The sequence below is a fragment of the Rhodanobacter sp. UC4437_H4 genome (assembly GCF_052978425.1).
The window spans coordinates 1,188,315-1,208,593 of the sequence record NZ_CM129673.1 but is presented as its reverse complement, the minus strand read 5'-3'; the positions used below and the strand labels follow the sequence as shown (position 1 = coordinate 1,208,593).

Below are 20,279 nucleotides of genomic sequence, written 5' to 3'. Positions count from 1 at the left end.
CGACGCCGGCCCACGGCGCATGAACAAGGTGTGGCGTCGTCGATTGCACGGTGGCGCGCGCGGCCTGGGTTGGGTCGCGGGCGTGCTGGTGATCCTGTTCGCCGTGCTGACGGCGCTGGCGCAGTTGCTGTTGCCGCTGCTGGCGCGCCATCCCGAATGGGTGGCCGCGCAACTGAGCCAGCGCCTGCAGCGGCCGGTGGGTATCGCCTCGATGGCGGGGCGATGGACGGCGGGCGGTCCGGAATTCGTGCTGCATGACGTGCGCATCGGCCCGGCCGCCGGGACGAATGGCGCGGCACTGCAGTTGCCGGAGTCTCGCCTGAAACTGGACCTGGGTGGTTGGCTGCTGCCGTCACGGCATCTGTTCAACGTGTACCTGCGCGGCTTGCAACTGGATCTGCTGCACGACGCCAGCGGCTGGCGCGTCAGCGGGCTTGGCACCGCCGCCGGTGCGGACCAGCCGGCGCTCTCCCTGCGCCACCTGTCGCTGGATTTGTGGCTGGATGACCTGCGCGTGGTAGTGACCGATGCCACGCTGGGCGAGCACTACGCCTTGCTGTCGCGGCAGTTGCGGATCAGCTTGCAGGGTGACCGCATCCGCTTCGGCGGCAGCCTGCGGCGCGAGGGCGTGGCCGAGGCCAGCGTGCGCGCGGTAGGCGACCTGCGCCAGGACGAACGCTCCGGCAAGCTGTGGGTCAGCGCCGATGCGGCCCATCTGAAACCCTTGCTCGACGGCATCGACCTGAAAGGTTACGGGATCGAACACGGCACCGGCCGCCTCAGCGCATGGCTCGACTGGCGCCAGGGTCAACTGGGCGACAGCGTGGTGCGTGTCGACCTTGACACGCTGTCGGTGCGCGGACCCGCCGGCGGCGTGGCCGAGGTGGCGACGCTGCATGGCTTGGCCGGCATCCATGCCGAGGGTGCCGGTTACGCGCTGCGCTGGGCCGGCGACGACGGCAGTGCCGCGGTGGTGGAACTGGATCAGCCGGGCACGCCGCAATTGCGCGTGGAGGCCGCCGCGCACAAGCTGCAGTTGGCACCGCTGCTGCCATGGCTGGCGTTGAAGCCGGATCTGCCCCCGGGCCTCGCGCGCTGGCTCGGTCGCGGGCATCCGCGTGGCGAACTCGAGCGGCTCGCGCTGCACTGGACACGGGCCGGCGGATTGCAGCGCCTGGAAGTGGCGTTCGATCGGCTCGGCATCGATCCGGTGGACAAGTCGCCGGGCTTGAGCAACCTGCGCGGCACGCTGCGTGGGGACGCCGAAGCCTTCTCGCTGGAGCTGCCGGCGCAGGCCACCACGGTGACGTTTGCGCAGGTGTTCCGCCACCCGTTCGCGTTGTCGAACCTGTCCGGCACGCTGGCGTTCTGGCCGCAGGATGGCGACTGGCACATCGGTGCCGACAGTCTGGAATTCGTCGGCGCCGGCTATGCCGGCAGCGCGCGCGGCGAGGCGGTGCTGCCTGCCGGCGGCGGCGCGCCGTGGCTGGGTCTGTACGCGTCGATCGACCACGCCGAGGTTCCCGCGGCGAAACTGTTCTGGCCGGTCAACGTGATGCCGCCGGCGACCGTGGCATGGCTGGACCGCGCGCTGGTGGCCGGCACCGTCGAGCAGGCGCAGGTGCTGGTGCGCGGCGATCTGGCGGACTGGCCCTTCCACCACAACGAGGGTCGCTTCGAAGCGCGGGCCGAGATCCACGGCCTGACCCTCGACTACGGCGACGAGTGGCCGCAGGCCGAAGGCGTCGATGCGGTGGCCAGCTTCGTCAACGGCGGCATGCTGGTGCAAGCCGGCGCCGGCCATTCGCTGGGCGTGAAAGTGGACAGCGCGGTGGCGCTGATCCCGGACTTCGGCCAGCCCCTGCTTGACCTCAACGTGCGCGGTGGCGGCAGCGGTGCGAGCCTGCTGAACTTCTCCCGCAGGAGCCCGGTAGCCCGCCGCGCGTCCGATACGCTGGCCAAGCTCACGCTTGGTGGCCGCGGCACGTTCGAGTTCCATCTCAGCCTGCCGTTGACGCACATTGCCGATGCGCAGCTCGACGGCACCGCGCAGTTGCACGATGCCGACCTCGCGGCACCGGACTGGCAACTGGCATTGGCCGGCATTGCCGGTCCGCTGCGCTTCGACCTGCACGGCCTGCAGGGTGGGCCGCTGGATACCGTGTTCCATGGCCAACCCGCGCAGTTGCAGCTGGCGATTGCCGGCGCCAACGCCGCGCCGGACACGGTGTTCTCGGCGACCCTCCAGGGCAATTACCAGGTCGCCGAGCTGGTGCAGGGTTATCCCTCGCTGGCATGGCTGGCGGACCTGGCGCACGGGCGTGGCCCGTTCAGCATCGGCTTCACGCTCGCCCATCCGCCGGGCAGCGAGGAACTCGCGCAGACGCTCAGCATCGATTCGCCGCTCAGCGGCATCGGGCTGGCGCTACCCGCGCCGCTGGACAAGCCCGCCGTGGGCAACCTTCCGCTGCATCTGCAGATGAGCCTGCCGACCGCCGGAAGCGACGTGCAACTGGAGCTGGGCCAGGTGCTGCGCGGCCACCTGCGGCTGGCCGATGACGCCGCCGGACGACCGCTGGCCGGCACCTTGGCATTCGGCAGGCAGATGCCGCCGGCGCTTCCCACGCAAGGCTTGCGCATCCGCGGCCATGCGGCCCGGCTGGATGTCGCCGGCTGGGTCCAGCGTGCGGTGGCGGGTGCGGGCGGCGACGGCCCGGCGCTGGAAAGCATCGACGTCAGCACCGACCAGGCGATCGGTTTCGAGCGCCCCCTCGGCGCGCTGACCGTGCGTGCCGCGCCCCAGCCCGGCTTGCTCAGCGTGGACGTGGATGGCCCCGCCATGGCCGGCAACATCAAGGTGCCCACCGACGAACTGGACAAGCGTGGCGTCACTGCGCGCATGGAACATCTGCACTGGCCACGGCAGCCCGCCGCGTCGGCCACGGCGGCGAGTGCGCCTGCCGTCGCGGCGACCGCGGCCGCCCCCGGGCCGGCACCGGCGGCAATCGTCGATGACCCGGCGAACACCGGCATCAATCCCGCGGCGCTGCCGCCACTGCATCTGTGGGTGCGCGACCTGCGCCTGGGCGATGCCAGACTGGGCGAAGCGCGGCTGGAGACGTGGCCCACGCCCAAGGGCATGCACATCGAACAGCTGCGCGCGCTGTCCGAGCGCGTGCAGGTCACCGCCAGCGGTGATTGGGACGGCACCGCCACCGACAGCCGCACCCACATGCGGATCAGCTTCTCCGCCGAAGATCTCGGCGCGATGCTCTCGGCATTCGGGTACGACGGCCTGGTCGATGGCGGCCGGACCCGCGACGAACTCGATGCCAGCTGGCCCGGCAGCCCCACCGCGCTGTCGCTGGCCACGATGGACGGCACGCTCAAGGTGCAGGTCAACGATGGCCGTATTCCCGAGGCAAGCTCGCCCGGCGTGGGGCGCCTGCTCGGCCTGGTCTCGCTGGCCGACCTGCCGCGCCGGCTCACGCTGGATTTCGGCGACGTGTTCGGCAAGGGGCTGGGCTTCGACACGATCAGCGGCGATTTCCGCCTGGCCGACGGCAACGCCACTACCGACAACCTGATCATCAAGGGGCCGGCGGCCAACATCAGCGTCACCGGTCGCACCGGCCTGCGCGCCCGCGATTACGACCAGCAGATGGTGGTGGTGCCGCACGTCGGCAACAGCCTGCCGGTGGTCGGCGCGGTGGTCGGCGGCCCGCTCGGCGCGGCGGCCGGTTTCGCGGTGCAAGGCCTGCTCGGCAAGGGGCTGAACAAGGCGGCCAGCGCGCGCTACCGGATCACCGGGAGCTGGGACGACCCGAAGATGACCCTGGTCGAGAAGCACGACGTGGTGGTGCCGCCGAGCCTGTTGCTCGAACCCGCGCCGGCTTCGTCCGGCGGCATCGCGCCGACCGGGTCCGTGCCTGCTCCGGCCAGCGCCGGTTCGTCGGGGCCGTGAAGCTTTAAAGCCGCCCCCGCCAGCCCCATGTGGGGTAGTTCCGGATCGACCACAGGCACGCTGACCCATGGATTCACTGATCAATCTCGCCGAAAGCAAGCTGCTGTCCCCCGGCGGCATCGCCACCGGCGACCTCGACCGCGTGTTCGGCCAGCTGATGGGTCCGTCGATCGACGCCGCCGACTTGTACTTCCAGCATTCGCGCAGCGAGTCGTGGACGCTGGAGGAGGGCATCGTCAAGGACGGCAGCCACTCGATCGAGCAGGGCGTGGGCGTGCGCGCGATCTCGGGCGAGAAGACCGGCTTCGCCTATTCCGACGAGATCGTGCTGCCGCAACTGCTGGAGGCGTCCAGGGCAGCCCGCGCGATCGCGCACGGCGGCAACGGCGCCGGCAAGCCGCTGGCACTGCACGACGCGCGCGCGCTGTATCCGGCGATCGATCCGGTGGAGAGCCTGCCCAATCCCGACAAGATCGCGCTGCTGCGCGAGGTCGACGCCTACGCGCGCTCGCGCGACCAGCGCATCAAGCAGGTCATCGTCAGCCTCGCCGCGACCATGGACACCATCCTGATCGCTGCCTCCGACGGCACCCTGGCCGCCGACGTGCGCCCGCTGGTGCGCATCAACGTGCAGGTGATCGCCGAAGCCAGCGGTCGCCGCGAGCAGGGCTATTCCGGCGGTGGCGGCCGTTACGGTTATCGCGAATTGCTCGAGAACGGACGTGCGCTGCGTTTCGCCGACGAGGCCGTGCGCCAGGCGCTGGTGAACCTCGATTCAACCGACGCGCCCGCCGGCCAGATGACCGTGGTGCTCGGCCCCGGCTGGCCCGGCGTGCTGCTGCACGAGGCAATCGGCCACGGCCTGGAAGGCGACTTCAACCGCAAGGGCAGTTCCGCGTTCTCCGGCCGCATCGGCCAGCGCGTGGCCGCGAAAGGCGTCACCATCGTCGACGACGGCACCCTGGCCGGTCGCCGCGGTTCGCTCAGCATCGACGACGAAGGCACGCCGACCGAATGCACCACCCTGATCGAGGACGGCATCCTCAAGGGCTACATGCAGGACAAGCTCAACGCGCGCCTGATGGGCATGGCGCCGACCGGCAACGGTCGTCGCGAATCGTTCACCGCGCTGCCGATGCCGCGCATGACCAATACCTACATGCGGGCCGGATCGCACGATCCGGCCGAAATCATCCGCTCGGTGAAGAAGGGCCTGTACGCGCCGAACTTCGGCGGCGGCCAGGTCGACATCACCAACGGCAAGTTCACCTTCTCCGCCTCCGAGGCCTACCTGATCGAGGACGGGAAAATCACCCGCCCGGTGAAGGGCGCCACCCTGATCGGCTCCGGCCCCGAGGTGCTCAATCGCGTGTCGATGATCGGCAATGATCTGGCGCTGGACGAGGGCGTGGGCGTGTGCGGCAAGGACGGCCAGAGCGTGCCGGTGGGCGTGGGCCAGCCGACACTGAAGATCGATTCGATGACGGTGGGCGGTACGGCCTCGTAATCCGGGCATGCGACGCGGCTGACTCCTTGCGCCGAACTGGCGTACCATCGCCGGGTCACGCCATCGAGCCACGGAGTTCGCCATGCCTCCCGCCGCACGCCTCACCGACATGCACGTGTGCCCGATGGTAACCGGCGTGGTGCCGCACGTCGGCGGCCCTATCGTCGCGCCGGGCGCACCCACCGTGTTGATCGGCGGCTTGCCGGCCGCACGGGTGAGCGACATGGTCACCTGCGTGGGCCCGCCGGACACCATCGTCATGGGCGCACCCAAGGTGTTGATCGGAGGCCTGCCTGCGGCGCGCATGGGCGACAGCACCGCACACGGCGGCACCATCGTGCTCGGCTGCTTCACCGTCATCATCAACTAGACGTCGTTCGGTTCCGGTATCCCGTCCGCGGCGGACGGGGCTTGTGCCGGACGCGACTGCGCGTGGCAAGGGGGCGACTTGAAGCGTGTTTCGTCGGATCGAAGCCGACGCCGGCCGCACGGCAGTGCGCTGGCTGCCGGTGTGCTGGCCACCCTGGGCGACGCGATCGCCGCGCATCGCGACGGCCAGCTCGACGCGGCGGAGGCGCTCTACGGCAAGGTCCTGCAGCGACAATCCGGGCAACCCGATGCCCTGCATTTCCTCGGCGTGCTGTGCCACCAGCGCAACCGCAGCGAGGAAGGCATCCGGCTGATCCGCATGGCGCTGCGCGCGACCCCGCAGCATGCCGATGCGCACAACAACCTGGGCAACATCCACAAGGAGTGCGGCCAGCTGGCCGAGGCCGAGGCCTGCTACCGGCGCGCGCTCGGCCACCAGCCGCGGCACCACGACGCGCTGAGCAATCTGGCCCTGGTGCTTGAGGCGCAGGGCCGCGTGGACGACGCCGGCGAGATCTACGCCCGCTTCCTGGCGCAGGAGCCGCAACTGGGCCACGCGCACTACCTGATGGGCATGTTCCGCCGTCGGCACATCAACCAGATCGAAGACGTGGAGGAAGCGGTGCGCTGCTTCACGCGTGCATCGCAGCTTGATCCGCAGAACCTGCGCGCGCGTGATGCGCTCGGCGTGTCGCTGTACATGCTCGGCCGCAGCGGCGAGGCGATCGAGGTCTATCGCGACTGGATGGCGCGCGAGCCCGACAACCCGGTGCCGCGGCACATGCTGGCCGCGTGCGGCGGCGAGGCGGCGCCTGCACGCGCGGAGGACGCTTATGTCCGCCAGGTGTTCGACGGCTTCGCCGCAAGCTTCGACGAGATGCTGCTGAAGAACCTCAACTATCGCGCGCCGCAGGTGCTCGTGGGCGCGCTGGCGGATCGTCTCGGTGCGCCGCAGGCCATGCTGGACGTGCTCGATGCCGGTTGCGGCACCGGTCTGTGCGGGCCGCTGATCGGACCGCATGCGCAGCGCCTGGTGGGCGTGGACCTGTCCGGCGGCATGCTGGAAAAGGCGCGCCAGCGCGGTGGTTACGACGAGCTGGTGGAGGCGGAACTGGCCGGGTGGCTGCGCGCGAGCCCGCCCGTCTGGGATGTCGTGCTGTCCGCCGACACCCTGATCTATTTCGGTGACCTGGTGCCGGTGTTGTCGGCCGCCCATCACGCGTTGCGCCCGGGCGGCTGGCTTGCCTTCACGCTCGAAGTGCTGGACGGCGAAGGCGATCGTCTGGAGCTGTCCGCCAGCGGACGTTATCGGCACACGCGCGGGTGCGTCGAACGCGTGCTGTCCGCCGCCGGATTTCCCGATCCGTCGATCAGCGCGGATTCGCTGCGCAAGGAGTTGGGCAGGCCGGTGGCCGGCTGGGTGGTGCTGGCGCAAAAGCCCGCCGCGAACGGCAATTGAAGAGGCGCGCAAGCGCCGCAGGGCGCCAATGGACTCCCCAAACAGGCCAGACGTATGATACCCGGACTGGTTTGCCGGCCCATGCCGTCGGGACCGTTGGGGGAGGACGGACATGCCGCATCAAATGACACTGAAGTCAGATCTCGGTGACAAGCTGCAACCAGCCAGCTTTTCCGGCAGCGAACAACTGGGGCAGCTGTTTTCGTACAACCTCAAAGTACTCAGCAAGGATGGCGAAGTTGCGCTGCTGCCGTTGCTGGGCAGCTCGATGACCGTCACGTTCGACACCGGCGACTACACCCGGCATTTCAACGGCATCGTGGCGGAGATTTCGCAGACGGGGTTCGAGAGCTTTTCCGGCAAGCGCCAGGCGGAGTACGCGTTGACCCTGGTGCCGAAGCCCTGGTTGCTGCTGCACAAGATCGATTGCCGCATCTATCTCAAGAAGTCCGTGCCGACGATCGTCAAGGACGTGCTCGCCGAAATCGGCTACAGCGACGTCAAGCTGAGCCTGAGTGGGGACTACCCGGAGCGCGATTACTGCGTGCAGTACCGCGAGAGCTACTTCAACTTCATCAGCCGACTGATGGAGCAGGAGGGCATCTACTATTTCTTCCAGCACCGCGATGGCGTGCACACGATGGTGCTGGCCGATTCGCTCGGTGCGCACGGAGCCACCGGCGGCTTCGACGAATTGCCGTATCGGCCGCAGACCGGCACCAGCAAGGCGTCAAGCGAGCCGGCGATCACCGAGTTCAGCACCGCGCGTTCGGTGCAGACGATCAAGTATTCGCTGACCGACTACGACCCGCTGGACCCGAAGAAGTCGCTGCTGGGGTTCGAGTCGATCAGCAACGCCGACGGCAACCATCGGGTGCCCAAGCTCGATTCGTTCGACTACCCCGGCGACCACCTGACCGCCGCCGCCGGCAAGCATTACGCGCAGGTGCGGCTGGAGGCGATCAACGTCGCGCAGTCGCTTTGCACCGGCGCGACCAACGTCTGCGGCGTGCTGACCGGCGCGCTGTTCAAGCTGACCAAGTTCCCGCGCGCGGAGTTGAACCAGGAATACCTCGTGGTCGGCTCCACCGTGCACATCGAGAATGCCGCCGAGGTCTCCGGCGCGCAGGGCAGCAACCAGTTCTTCTGCCATTTCTCGGCGATCCAGAGTCGCCAGCCGTTTCGCAGCATGCCGACCGCGGTCAAGCCCGGCATCGTCGGCCTGCAGACCGCGGTGGTCTCCGGCAGCGACACCGCCGAAGACATCTCGGTGGACAAGTACGGCCGCATCCAGGTCACGTTCCACTGGAACAAGCCGGACAAGGAAAACTTCCACATCTCCTGTCCGGTGCGCGTGGCCTCCTCGTGGGCCGGCAAGAACTGGGGCGCGGTGAGCATTCCGCGCGTCGGCCAGGAAGTGGTGGTGAGCTTCCTCGAAGGCGATCCGGACCGGCCGCTGGTAATCGGCAGCGTCTACAACGCCGACAACATGCCGCCGTACACGCTGCCCGACAACATGACCCAGAGCGGCATCAAGAGCCGCAGCCACAAGGGCGGCGGCGCGGAGGATTTCAACGAGCTTCGCTTCGAGGACAAGAAGGGCAGCGAAGACTTCTTCATGCATGCGCAGAAGGACATGCATGTGGAGGTGGAGAACGACCGTGTCGTGACGGTGGACCACGACGAGAAGATGACCGTCAAGAACGACCAGACCGAGGACGTCACGGGCAAGCGCACGACCACCGTGGGCAAGGACGACAAGCTTGACGTCACCGGCAACGGCACGACCACCATCGGGCAGAAGTTCAAGCTCAGCGCGGGCACCGAGATCGAGCTGGTGACCGGTGCGGCGAGCATCGTGATGAAGTCATCCGGCGCCATCGACATCAAGGGCGTGAACGTCAGCATCAAGGGCGTGAGCGTCAAGATCGACGGCGACGCCACGGTGGCGGCCAAGGCCGGTGCCTCGGCGGAGTTTTCCAGCAGCGGTGCGACCACGGTCAAGGGCACCATGCTGTCGCTCAAGGGCGACGCCATGGCGCAGTTGTCCGGCGGCATCATCATGATCGGCTAGAGGACGCACAGATGTCATCCGTGATGCAGGCATCGATCCAGATGGAGTTGTCCGAGCCGGCCAGTGCGCTGCTGCGGCCGGAGATGACCGCGCACGCGGCGGTGCAGGCGCTGGTCGAGGCCGGCCAGGTGCAGGATGCGCTGAAACTGCTGGCGCGGATGCTGCCCAAGCGCTACGCCGTGGCATGGCTGTGCCAGTGCGCACGCGACCAGACGCTCGATGCGGAAGACCGCGCCGGCGCCTCGCTGGCCGAGAAGTGGGTGCGCGAGCCGAACGAGAGCAATCGCCGCGCGGCGTTCGAGTTCGCCACCGCAGGCGGTTACAAGTCCGCCGGCGCCTGGGTCGCCGCTGCCGCGGGCTGGTCCGGCGGCAGTCTCGCGCCCGCCACGCAGGAGGCGCCGGTGCCGCCGGCCGACCATCTCACGGCATGCGCGGTGGTGGCCGCGATCAACATGCTGGCGGCGCTGGATGTCGATACCTTCGCCGCGCGTCGCGCCGCCTTCATCAAGCCGGCCTTGAGCCTGCTCAACGGCGACGGCGCGGCGGGAGCCTGAGGCCGGTCGCGCGCGTTCGCGGCTTGCCCGCTGCACCTCGGGACGATACGATGGCGCGGACGGTTTCCGCGCGTCAGTCAGGCCATGCCGGCAGTTCCGATCACGCGCTTCGCGCGTGGCGGCGACCGATCCACGGAGCCGCGGTTTTTCGCGAACAGTCAGCAGCCAGGCCGGACGGCGAGCCCGGTCGGGACGTGGATGGAATCCATCGTGCGCGGCGCCGGCTGATTCACCTTGACCAGGGAACACTCGAGCAAACCGATGTCGCAGAGCCTGATCCTCGCCGTTGCCGGTCATCAGGCTGCCCAATTCGGCAGCCGCAGCAGCGGGACGTTCGCGGGCGTCGGCGGCAGCATCGGTCGTTCCGAGGATTGCGACTGGGTGCTCGGCGCCTCGGGCGTGTCGCGCGTGCATGCGATGGTGCGCTACCTCAACGGCATCTACTTCATCGAGGATCGCAGCACCAACGGCATGTTGCTCAACGGTGCGCCGCTGGTGAAGGGCGAACCCTCCGCGCTGACCGACGGCGATCGCCTGCTGATCGACACCTTCGAGGTGGAAGTGCACCTGGGCGATGCCGGCGCCACGATCCCGCCGCCCGACCTGCTGGCGCCGCCGACCTCCGCCGCGATCGGTGCCGACATCGACCCGCTGGATTTCGGGCTGTCGTCGCCGATGGCGTCGCTGCCGCCGCAGCCCTCGCCGAACACGATTCCGGCCGATGCCGACCTGATCCCCGGTGCGGTCGGTGTCGGTGGTGCGCTGGACCCGCTGAGTTTCCTCGGCCCGGGCGATCCCGCTTCCGAACTGCTGTCTGGTGCCACCACCGGCAATGCCAGCGCCAGCTGGAACCACACCGCCAGCACGCAGGATCATTTCCACCCGCCGATGACCAACGAGCAGCGGCAGGCCAACCAGCTCCCGGAGAACTGGGACCTGACCATGGGCGACTTCTCCGCGCCGGTGCCGCCTGTGGCGGCGGCGCCGGTCGCCGCGGCGCCGCGCGTGATGCCCGCCGCGCCGATGCCGATGGCCGCGGTCGATCGCGCCGAGGCCACCGGGTCGCACGCCTTGCCGGCCGGCGTGGACGAGATCTTCCGCGTCGTGGTCGACGGCGTGATGGACGTGCTGCGTGCGCGCGCCGAGATCAAGAACACGTTCCGGCTGCCGGTCACCATCATCCAGCGCTCGGAGAACAACCCGCTGAAGTTCGCGCCCAACCCGGAGGAGGCGCTGCAGAAGATCATGGCGCCCAGCGGCGGCGCCTTCATGTCCGGCACCGCGGCGTTCGAGGATGCCTTCGACGACATCCGCTGTCACCAGATGGCGATGCTGGCAGGCGTGCGGGCGGCATTCGAGTCGTTGCTGGTGCATTTCAACCCGGATCGCTTCGAGCAGGAGGCCGATGGCGGCTCCAAGCGTTCGGCGTTCGCCGGCAAGGGCAAGTACTGGGAAAGATATCGCGAGCATTTCGAAGGCTTGAACAAGGACCCGGACGATTGTTTCCGGCGCCTGTTCGGCGACGAGTTCGCGCGTGCGTACGAAGAACAGTTGTCACGCCTGAAATCGGCGCGGAGAATGCGGCAGGCAACGCATCGCTAGCGGGTACATGGCGATTGCGGACGCGCCGCGTTCGATGGGGTGCAGGAAGGGCAGGGCCGCTCTTTCTCGACGGATTTCCGGGCGCCGGGGGCGCCACGGACGCGGATGTTTTTCCATGCAGCATCGGTCGGCGACAGCGGGTCGACGCGGCATATCCCGGCAGCGCAGCCGGGGGAACTTCTGACAGGGGCAGCGCGACGCATGGAAAACAACAAGGTTGTGTGGAGTGAGGGGCTGTTCCTGCGCCCGCAGCACCTGCAGCAGCAGGAGCGTTACCTGGAGCGTTTCGTCGAACTGCGCGCCGGCAGCCTGCGTCCTTACACCTGGGGCTTCTCCGAACTGGAGCTGGAAACCGACCTGCTGGCGATCGGCAAGCTCGGCATCAAGCGCGCGCGTGGTGTGTTTCCCGATGGCACGCCGTTCGACATGCCCGGCGACGATCCGCTGCCGCTGGCGCTGGACGTCAACGACAACTGGCGCGACCAGACCGTCTTCCTGACCCTGCCGCTGCGCTCGCCGGCGCAGCCGGACAGCGGCCGGCCCGAGGCGCCGGCGGAAAAGCTGTTCCGTTATCGTGTGCGCGAGACCGAGGTGCGCGACGCCTCCGGCAGCGTCGACGGGCTCACCGTGCTGGAGGTGGGCGGGCTCAACAGCCGGCTGTTGCCGCAGTCGCAACCGCTCGAAGGGCTGGCGCAGATTCCGGTGGCGCGCATCGTCGAATGCCGCTCCGATCGGCGGGTGATCCTGGAAGAGGCGTTCATGCCGACGGTGCTGAGCTGCCAGGCCGCGTCGCGGTTGAGCACGTTTCTGTCCGAACTGCTGGGCCTGCTGCACCAGCGCGGCGAGGCGCTGGCCAGCCGCGTGGCGGTCACCGATCGCGGCGGTGCCGCCGAGATCGCCGACTTCCTGCTGCTGCAGGTGGTCAACCGCTATCAGCCGCTGATCGCGCACCTCTGTGCCGCGCCGATCCTGCATCCGGAGGATTTCTACCGGGTGCTGGCCGAGATGGCCGGCGAGCTGGCCACTTTCACCGCTGCCGGCAAGCGTCCCCCGGCATTTCCGGCGTACCGCCACGAGGCGCTGTACGCGAGCTTCGAGCCGCTGATCGCGGCGCTGCGCACCAGCCTCAGCGCGGTGATGGAGCAGACTGCGATCCCGATCCCGATGCAGCAGCGCAAGTTCGGCGTGTGGGTGGCGGTGGTGCCGGACCTGAGCCTGATCGATACCGCGGCCTTCGTGCTGGCGGCGAAGGCGGACCTGAAGTCCGAAGACTTGCGCCGCCAGCTGCCGGCGCAGTCGAAGATCGGTCCGGTGGAGAAGATCCGCGACCTGGTGAACCTGCAGCTGCCGGGCATCCCGGTGGCGCCGATGCCGGTGGCGCCGCGGCAGATTCCGTACAACTCCGGCTACCTGTATTTCGAGTTCGACAAGAATTCGCCGATGTGGCGGAGCCTGAAGACGTCGGGCGGCATCGCGTTCCATTTTGGCGGCGAGTTCGCCGGTCTCGACCTGCAACTCTGGGCGATCCGAGGTTGAGCGCATGAGCAGCAATGGTCCCCACGACGACGATCCGCAGCAGGACCGGACCATAGTCCGCCCGCGCGGCGCACCTGCACCGGCTGCGCCGACCCCCGCGCCCGCTCCTGTTCCCGCAGCGCTTCCCGCCACCCGGCCGACTGCCGCGCCGGCACGGCCGGCGGCGGGTCACGCACAGGTTCCCGCGGCCGCAATCGGCGATTTCCTGGGTGCCGGACTCAATACCCTGGTTCAGGCGGCCAGCCCCTTGCTGCTGTTGTCGGTGCAGTTGCGCAACAGCGCGTCACAGCCCGACGCGGCGCGCCTGCGCGAGCAGGTCATCGCCCAGGTGCGCCAGTTCGAGAGCAACGCGCAAGCCGCCGGCATTGCGGCGCAAACCATCACCGCCGCGCGTTACGTGCTGTGCACCACGCTCGACGAGGCGGTGATGAACACGCCGTGGGGCGGGCAGAGCGGCTGGGCGGCCAAGACGCTGCTGGTGGCCTTCCACGGCGAATCGTACGGTGGCGAGAAGTTCTTCCTGATCCTGGATCGCCTGTGCGCGGATTTCTCGCGCCACATCGACCTGATCGAACTGATGTACATCTGCCTCACGCTCGGTTTCGGCGGGCGTTACCAGATCGAGGCCGACGGCCGCGCCAAGCTGGCCGACATCCAGGAGGAGCTCTACCGCCGCATCAAGGCGCAGCGCCCGCCGGCGGCGGACGAACTGGCACCGCACTGGAAGGGCATCGAGGACCGGCGCAACCCGCTGGTGCGCTACGTGCCGCTGTGGGTGATCGTGGCGGCCGGCGCCTGCATCCTGCTGGGCGCGTTCCTGTACTTCTACACCCGCCTGAACGAGTTGTCCTCGCCGGTCAGCGCGCAGGTGGCGCAGATCGGCTTGCGCAGCGCGGTGCCGCCGGACGAGTCGCGGCTGCGCCAGACCCAGCCCAAGGTCGAGCGCAAGAGTCTCAAGCAGTTGCTGGCGCCGCAGGAGCAGGCCGGCGCGTTGACCGTGGAGGAGAAGCCCGACGGCTCGGCGCTGGTGCGGCTCGATGCACCGGCGATGTTCGCCTCCGGCGGTACCGAGGTTACAGCGCGGCAGATCCCGATGCTGCACGCGATCACCGCGGCGCTGAACCAGGTACCGGGCCGGGTGGTGGTGGTTGGCCATACCGACGACCAGCCGGTTCACTCGCTGAAGTTCAAGGACAACTACGCGTTGTCGGCGGCGCGCGCGCGTTCCGTGGTGCAGATCCTCAGCGAGGGCATCGACAACGCCGGGCGGCTCGAATCCAGCGGTGCCGGTTCGTCGCAGCCGATCGCGCTGCCGCCGGACCTGCCAGCCAACCGGGCGCGCAACCGTCGCGTCGAAATTCTCTACAGCCCGGAGGACTGAACATCGTGGGCAAGCTTCTTGCGCTGTTCAAATCCCGCCTGTTCATCACCCTCGTCGGCCTGCTGCTGCTGGGTCTGCTGATCTGGTTCGGCGGCCCCTACCTCGGTTTCGGCGAGTCGCATCCGCTGGAAAGCCAGGTCGTGCGGCTGCTGGTGATCCTGGTGATCGTGGTGATCTGGGCGGTGTGGCTGCAGGTGCGGCAGATGCGCGTGCGCGGCAAGGCGCGGCAGATGGCCAGTGACCTCAGCGAGCAGGGTGCGCCGGCGACTGCGGGCATCGACGATCGCGCCGCCAACGAACGCGCGCAATTGCAGGGGCGCTTCCAGGAAGCGGTGGACACCTTGCGCAAGAACCGCAGCGGCGGCACCAACCTGTACGCGCTGCCCTGGTACGTGGTGATCGGCCCGCCGGGTTCGGGCAAGAGCACCCTGCTGCAGAACTCCGGCCTCAACTTCCCGCTGTCGAACAAGTTCGGCAAGGAAGCGATCCGCGGCGTCGGCGGCACCCGCAACTGCGACTGGTGGTTCACCGACGAGGCGGTGTTCCTGGATACCGCCGGACGCTACACCACCCAGGACTCCGACCGCGGCGCGGATGCGTCGGCGTGGACGGAGTTCCTCAACCTGCTGCGCAAGTACCGCAAGCGGCGGCCGATCAACGGCGTGATCGTGGCGATGAGCCTGTCGGACCTGCTCACCCTGGATGAGGCCGGGCGGCAGCAGCACATCATGGCGGTGCGGCAGCGGCTGGACGAGCTGGCCAAGCACCTGCGCATCGGGGTGCCGGCCTACCTGGTGTTCACCAAGTGCGACCTGGTGGCCGGCTTCACCGAGTTCTTCGACGACCTCACGCCGGAGCTGCGCAGCCAGGTCTGGGGCATGTCGTTCCCGGTCGACCAGACCATGGCCGGCACCGCGGCCAAACAGTTCCTGGCGGAGTTCGACCTGCTGCTGGAGCGGCTCAACACGCGCATCCTCGATCGCCTGCATCGCGAGCGCGACCGCCAGCGGCGCGCGGCGATCCTGTCGTTTCCGCAGCAGCTGGGCGCCTTGCGCGAGATCACCCGGCAGTTCGTCGAAGGCGTGTTCACGGGCCATCAGTACGACGCGCCGCTGCTGCTGCGTGGCGCGTATTTCACCTCCGGCACGCAGGAAGGCACGCCGATCGACCGCATGATGGGCGCGGTGGCGCGCACCTTCGGGCTGGACGCCTCGCGCCTGCACGTGCCCGGCGCGCAGAGCCGCACTTTCTTCGTCGAGCGTCTGCTCAAGGACGTGCTGTTCCGCGAATCGGGCTTCGCCGGCACCGATCCCAAGCTGGAGCGCCAGAAGGTGCTGCTGCAGGCGGCCTGCTACATCGGCGTGCTGCTGGCCTGCGGCCTGCTGGTGTTCGGCCTGGCCACCAGCTATCGGCGCAACGGCAATTATCTGGCCGACGTGCACACGGCGCTGGCCAAGTATCCGGCGCAGAGCGATCTCTCGCTGGCGCCGAACCAGCAGGCGTATTTCGCGCTGGTGCTGGAGCGGCTGGAAGCGCTGTCCGCGGCGGTCGACGTGGCCGACCAGCACCAGGGCGACGTGCCGCTGTCGATGCGCCTGGGCCTGTACCAGGGCAACGCGGTGGGCGACGAGGTGCGCGATGCGTACTACCGCGAGCTCAACGCGATCCTGCTGCCCGGCGTGGCCTCGCAGTTCCGCGCCGGGCTGGCCGCCAACGCCGGCGACCCGCAGATGCTTTATTACTACCTGAAGGGTTACCTGATGCTGGGCGAGCCCAAGCATCTGGACCACGACCAGATCGTGGCGCTGGCCGGGGTCGAGTGGCAGCGCCTGTTTCCGAACGACCCGGTGCTGCAGAAGGCGCTGAGCAAGCACTTCGACGCACTGGTCGCGCACGAGGGGCGCCTGCGCCCGCTGAGCCTGGACGACAACCTGGTCGAGCAGGCGCGCAGCACGCTGCGCACCGCGGACCTTGCCACGCTGATCTACGGCAACCTCAAGCTCACCGCCGGCAGCGGCAACTACCCGCCGCTGCGGCTGGACAAGGAACTGGGCCTGCTCGGCAACGTGTACCAGCGGCGCAGCGGCAAACCGCTGTCCGATCCGATCCCGGCGTTGTTCACCCAGCCGGTGTTCAAGCATGAGGTGGACAAGGGCATCGAACAGTCGGTGGCGCAGTTCGCCGCGGACGACTGGGTCTTCGGCGCCACCAAGATCGACGCGGTGCAGAAGGCTCAGCTCGCGCAACAGGTGCTCGGGCTTTACGAGCAGGACTACATCAAGGCCTGGGACGATGTTCTCGCCGACCTGCAACTGCAGCCGATCAACAACATCCAGGACGCCAGCGCCATCGCCGCCAAGCTGGCCGGCCCCAACTCGCCGCTGAAGCTGCTGCTCAAGGTGGTGCGCGACAACACCAGCGACCTGATGCGCGCGCCGCCCGGCGATGCCGCCGACAAGGCCGAGGACGTGGCCAAGAAGCTGGCGCAAAAGCGTGCCACGCAAACTGCGCTGGCGCGGGCGCTGGCGCAGGCCGGGGCCACCGGTGCGGCGGGTGGCGATGCAGCCAGCGAGAAACCGGGCAAGGTCATCAGTGACCATTTCGCCGAGATCGACAAGCTCACCGAGGGCGCGCCCGGCGCGCAGCCGATCGACCAGACCCTGAAGACGCTGGACGACCTCAGCAAGACCTTGCTGACCATGGGCGATTTCAGCAACGCGGCCGGCCAGCCCAACCCGCAGTTGCTGCTGGCCCAGCAGGCTGCGGCGCAACTCCCGCCGCCGGCCTCCAACTGGTTTGCCGCACTCACCGGCAAGAGCCAGGCGCTGGTGGCCAGCGGCACCAAGAGCGCGCTGGACGACCAGTACCAGCAGGCCGTCGGCAAGGACTGCGCCGACTTCACCCGCGGACGCTACCCGTTCTCGCCGTCGAGCAACAACGACATCCCGCTGCAGAACTTCGGCGAACTGTTCGGCTATGGCGGGCGCTTCGACAGCTTCTTCAACCAGACCGCCGGCAAGCTGATCGACGCCAGTGGCCGCAACTGGCAATGGAAGACCGGGCCCGGCGCGATCAGCGGCTCGGCCGGAATGCTGGGTCAGTTGCAGGGCGCCGACCGGATCAAGCAGATGTTCTTCCGCAGCGGCAACCTGCCGGAAGTCGATTTCACCTGGCTCACGCCGGTGCTTGATGCCGGCATCGGCAAGCTGGTGATCGACGTCGACGGGCAGAAATACGAATACCAGCCGGGTGGCGCGACCAACGTCAGCATGAAATGGCCCGGACCGCAGCCGGGCCGCGTCTCCATCTCCGCCTACGACACCGCCGGCAACCTGCTCACCACGTTCGACTATCGCGGCGACTGGGCGTTCTTCCGCGCACTGCAGGCGGCCAACCTGCAGAAGCAGTCCGACCTGCGCTTCGTGGCCAGTTTCAATTTCGGCGGCCACGTGGCGAAGGTGACGCTGCAAGCCAACAACCTGAAGAATCCGTTCCTCAGCAACGCCCTGTCCAGCTTCCGGTGCGGAGGCTGAGCGCGTGCCGTCCGCGGCCGCAGGCTTCTTCGGCAAGCTGCCCTGCGCGGGAGACTTCGTGCAGCGACGGCTGCCGGCCAGCTTCGTCGATGCCTGGGACCGGCACTTCGAGACAGCCGTGGCGCACAGCCGCGACGCGTTGGGCGATACCTGGCACGAGGCGTTCCACGCCAGCCCGGCGTGGCGTTTCGCACTCGCGCCGGGCGTATGCGGCGAGGCGGCGTGGGTTGGCGTCATGGGGCCGGGCGCCGATCGCGTGGGTCGCTGTTTTCCGATGGTGATCGCTGCGCCGCTCTCCGACGTTGCTGCAGCCATCGGCGATGGCGCGGAATGGTTCGAACGCGCCGAGCAGTTGCACCGCGCGGCGCAGGCCGATGCGGGCATCGGCGTGGACGACTTCGACGCGCAGGTCGCGGTCTTGGGCAGCCCGCTCGATGCCGGCCAGACGCGGCCCGATCCGTGGCGTGAGGTGGACTGGACAGCGGCCAGCCACTGGCGCCTGCCGTTGCCTGCGCATGGCGGTGCGACAGCCTTGGCTGATCTGTGGAAGCGCCTCGGCGCCGTCCCCGGGCGCTGGTGTCTGTGGTGGACCGATGGCGCGGGGCGCGTCCCGGCCAGTGTGCTGGCGACCGATGGCTTGCCCGGCGCCGATGCTTACGCCGGCTTGCTCGACGCCGGGCAGGGCACGGCCGCGTGGCAGACGCTGGGCAGCTTCGAGCTTGCAACTCCGCGCGCAACCGCGCCACTGACGATGGACGCGCCACCACCGGTGGCCTCCATCAACTCCTGGCTGCCGGACGATCTCGACCTGCTTGCCGACCTGGGCGGCAGCTCGCCCGCCGCATCCACGGCCATGCCGCTCGGCGACGTGACCCTCGCGGCGGATGTCGCCGCGGCAGCGAACACGCCGGTCGCCGCCCTCGCCGTGCTGCAACGGCCGGAGGTCGGCCTGAGCCTGGTCGCCGCCGAGGTCGGCGTGGCCGATCCGCGCCAGCAGGCCGTGGCGGCAGTGGCGGCGATTGCCGGCGACATGCTCGGCGCCGAACTGATCGGCGGCATGCAGGTGCTGCGCACGCGCATCATGGCGTTGAACCCGCAACTGCGGCAGTTCGGCGAGGATCTCGTCGACCCGGTGCCGGAGGATTGCGCGGTGATCGCCGCGCACGTGGCCGACGGCCAGGCCGCATTGCTGCGTATCGGCGCGGCGGCAGGCTGGCATTGGCGGCACGGCCGGCTGCAACCGTTCTTCGCGCGCAGCGATGCGCCACCGGCCGCCAGCGCGAGCAACAGCAGCGACGACCTCGACGACCTGCTGTTCAGTCCCGTGTCGCTGGCTGCGCCCGGCCTGGGCGCGACCGCGCAGCCGACTTGCGGCGAAGTCAGCTGCGCGCTGCAGGCCGGCGACCGGCTGCTGCTGATGGCCTCGCACCCCTTGCTGCAGCTGCCGCCGGACTTGCTGGCGCGCAGCCTGGCCGCAGGCACCTGCAGCGAGGCGCGCGCACGCATCGCGGCGGCTGCCGGACTGGGCGCCAGTCCCGACCACTGGCCGTTGGCGGTCATTGAGGTGCACGCATGACCACCCGTTATGTTTCCGCCGGCCGCACGGTGACCGGCAAGGTGCGCAAGCACAACGAGGACGCGATCCTGGTGCGCGATGAAGTCGGCCTGTGGGTGGTGGCCGACGGGTTGGGCGGGCACGCTGCCGGCGACTACGCCAGCAACATGATCGTCGAACGCCTCGGCGCGTTGCCGCGTGCCGGCAGCGTGTTCGATTTCATCGAGTCGATCGAGGACACGCTGGTCGGGATCAATGCGGAGCTGCTGCAGACCGCGGCCTCACGCGGCGTCGACCTGATCGGCTCGACCGTGGTGGTGCTGGTGCGCGACACCGATTTCACGCTGTGCGGCTGGGTCGGCGACAGCCGCGCCTATTGCTACGAGAACGACCGCCTGCGCCAGATCACCCGCGACCACGTGCATGGCGGCGACGTCGACGTCACTCATTTTGGTGCCGCACCGCCGCCGGCTGCCGGTTCGGGCGTGCTGACCCGCGCCGTGGGTGCCGAGGACCAGTTGTTCGTCGACTGGGTGGTGGCGGGGAGCCAGCCCGGCACCACGTTCGTGCTTTGCTCCGACGGCATCAACAAGGAGATGTCCGACAGCGAGCTTCACGAACAGTGCCGCGTGCATCCGCAGCCCCAGGATCTGGTCGAGAGCCTGTTCGAGCTGGCCATGGGCCGCGCCGGGCGCGACAACATTTCGGCCGTCGTCGTCGGCCTGCAAGCATGAAGACAGCAACC

12 protein-coding genes are annotated in these 20,279 nt (G+C 68.8%); all 12 read left to right on the top strand.

Going from position 1 to position 20,279, the window contains the following annotated elements; all coding sequences use genetic code 11:
* Positions 1-19 precede the first annotated feature (19 nt).
* The 12 genes from ACVCL3_RS05685 (at position 20) to ACVCL3_RS05630 (ending at position 20,268) form a co-directional block, all read left to right on the top strand.
* Complete coding sequence (locus ACVCL3_RS05685; protein ID WP_447100688.1) at positions 20-3,964, top strand: YhdP family protein; 3,945 nt, start codon at positions 20-22, stop codon at positions 3,962-3,964.
* A 67-nt stretch (positions 3,965-4,031) separates the two neighbouring features.
* Positions 4,032-5,471, top strand: coding sequence for a metalloprotease TldD (gene tldD, locus ACVCL3_RS05680; protein ID WP_447100687.1), 1,440 nt, complete (start codon positions 4,032-4,034; stop codon positions 5,469-5,471).
* A gap of 82 nt (positions 5,472-5,553) precedes the next feature.
* Positions 5,554-5,841 carry a PAAR domain-containing protein gene (locus ACVCL3_RS05675; RefSeq protein WP_395117304.1) on the top strand — a complete coding sequence of 96 codons (288 nt, stop codon included), beginning with the start codon at positions 5,554-5,556 and terminating at the stop codon, positions 5,839-5,841.
* A gap of 144 nt (positions 5,842-5,985) precedes the next feature.
* Positions 5,986-7,299 carry a tetratricopeptide repeat protein gene (locus ACVCL3_RS05670; RefSeq protein ID WP_447099478.1) on the top strand — a complete coding sequence of 438 codons (1,314 nt, stop codon included), beginning with the start codon at positions 5,986-5,988 and terminating at the stop codon, positions 7,297-7,299.
* 112 nt (positions 7,300-7,411) lie between these two features.
* Positions 7,412-9,373 (top strand): type VI secretion system Vgr family protein, encoded by a 1,962-nt coding sequence (locus tag ACVCL3_RS05665; protein WP_395117306.1) that lies wholly within the window; start codon positions 7,412-7,414, stop codon positions 9,371-9,373.
* Between the two features lie 11 nt (positions 9,374-9,384).
* Positions 9,385-9,927 carry a DUF6931 family protein gene (locus tag ACVCL3_RS05660; protein WP_395117308.1) on the top strand — a complete coding sequence of 181 codons (543 nt, stop codon included), beginning with the start codon at positions 9,385-9,387 and terminating at the stop codon, positions 9,925-9,927.
* 261 nt (positions 9,928-10,188) lie between these two features.
* On the top strand, positions 10,189-11,529 hold the full coding sequence (tagH, locus tag ACVCL3_RS05655; RefSeq protein WP_447100686.1) for a type VI secretion system-associated FHA domain protein TagH: 1,341 nt from the start codon (positions 10,189-10,191) through the stop codon (positions 11,527-11,529).
* A 201-nt stretch (positions 11,530-11,730) separates the two neighbouring features.
* Complete coding sequence (tssK, locus tag ACVCL3_RS05650; protein WP_395117312.1) at positions 11,731-13,065, top strand: type VI secretion system baseplate subunit TssK; 1,335 nt, start codon at positions 11,731-11,733, stop codon at positions 13,063-13,065.
* Positions 13,066-13,069: 4 nt separating this feature from the next.
* Positions 13,070-14,446 carry a type IVB secretion system protein IcmH/DotU gene (gene icmH / locus ACVCL3_RS05645; RefSeq protein ID WP_447100685.1) on the top strand — a complete coding sequence of 459 codons (1,377 nt, stop codon included), beginning with the start codon at positions 13,070-13,072 and terminating at the stop codon, positions 14,444-14,446.
* 5 nt (positions 14,447-14,451) lie between these two features.
* Positions 14,452-17,979, top strand: a complete 3,528-nt coding sequence (gene tssM / locus ACVCL3_RS05640) for a type VI secretion system membrane subunit TssM (RefSeq protein ID WP_447100684.1) — start codon at positions 14,452-14,454, stop codon at positions 17,977-17,979.
* A 4-nt stretch (positions 17,980-17,983) separates the two neighbouring features.
* Positions 17,984-19,555 (top strand): type VI secretion system-associated protein TagF, encoded by a 1,572-nt coding sequence (gene tagF / locus ACVCL3_RS05635; protein WP_447100683.1) that lies wholly within the window; start codon positions 17,984-17,986, stop codon positions 19,553-19,555.
* Entirely contained in the window at positions 19,552-20,268 is a 717-nt protein-coding gene (locus tag ACVCL3_RS05630) for a PP2C family protein-serine/threonine phosphatase (protein ID WP_395117320.1), read from the top strand. Before tagF ends, ACVCL3_RS05630 begins: the two co-directional genes overlap by 4 nt.
* Positions 20,269-20,279: the final 11 nt, after the last annotated feature.

What these genes read in the sequence shown, in the direction of transcription:
- ACVCL3_RS05685 (WP_447100688.1), top strand. Translation starts at nt 20, where the DNA reads ATGAACAAGGTGTGGCGTCGTCGATTGCACGGTGGCGCGCGCGGCCTG.
- tldD (WP_447100687.1), top strand. Translation starts at nt 4,032, where the DNA reads ATGGATTCACTGATCAATCTCGCCGAAAGCAAGCTGCTGTCCCCCGGC.
- ACVCL3_RS05675 (WP_395117304.1), top strand. Translation starts at nt 5,554, where the DNA reads ATGCCTCCCGCCGCACGCCTCACCGACATGCACGTGTGCCCGATGGTA.
- ACVCL3_RS05665 (WP_395117306.1), top strand. Translation starts at nt 7,412, where the DNA reads ATGCCGCATCAAATGACACTGAAGTCAGATCTCGGTGACAAGCTGCAA.
- ACVCL3_RS05660 (WP_395117308.1), top strand. Translation starts at nt 9,385, where the DNA reads ATGTCATCCGTGATGCAGGCATCGATCCAGATGGAGTTGTCCGAGCCG.
- tagH (WP_447100686.1), top strand. Translation starts at nt 10,189, where the DNA reads ATGTCGCAGAGCCTGATCCTCGCCGTTGCCGGTCATCAGGCTGCCCAA.
- tssK (WP_395117312.1), top strand. Translation starts at nt 11,731, where the DNA reads ATGGAAAACAACAAGGTTGTGTGGAGTGAGGGGCTGTTCCTGCGCCCG.
- icmH (WP_447100685.1), top strand. Translation starts at nt 13,070, where the DNA reads ATGAGCAGCAATGGTCCCCACGACGACGATCCGCAGCAGGACCGGACC.
- ACVCL3_RS05630 (WP_395117320.1), top strand. Translation starts at nt 19,552, where the DNA reads ATGACCACCCGTTATGTTTCCGCCGGCCGCACGGTGACCGGCAAGGTG.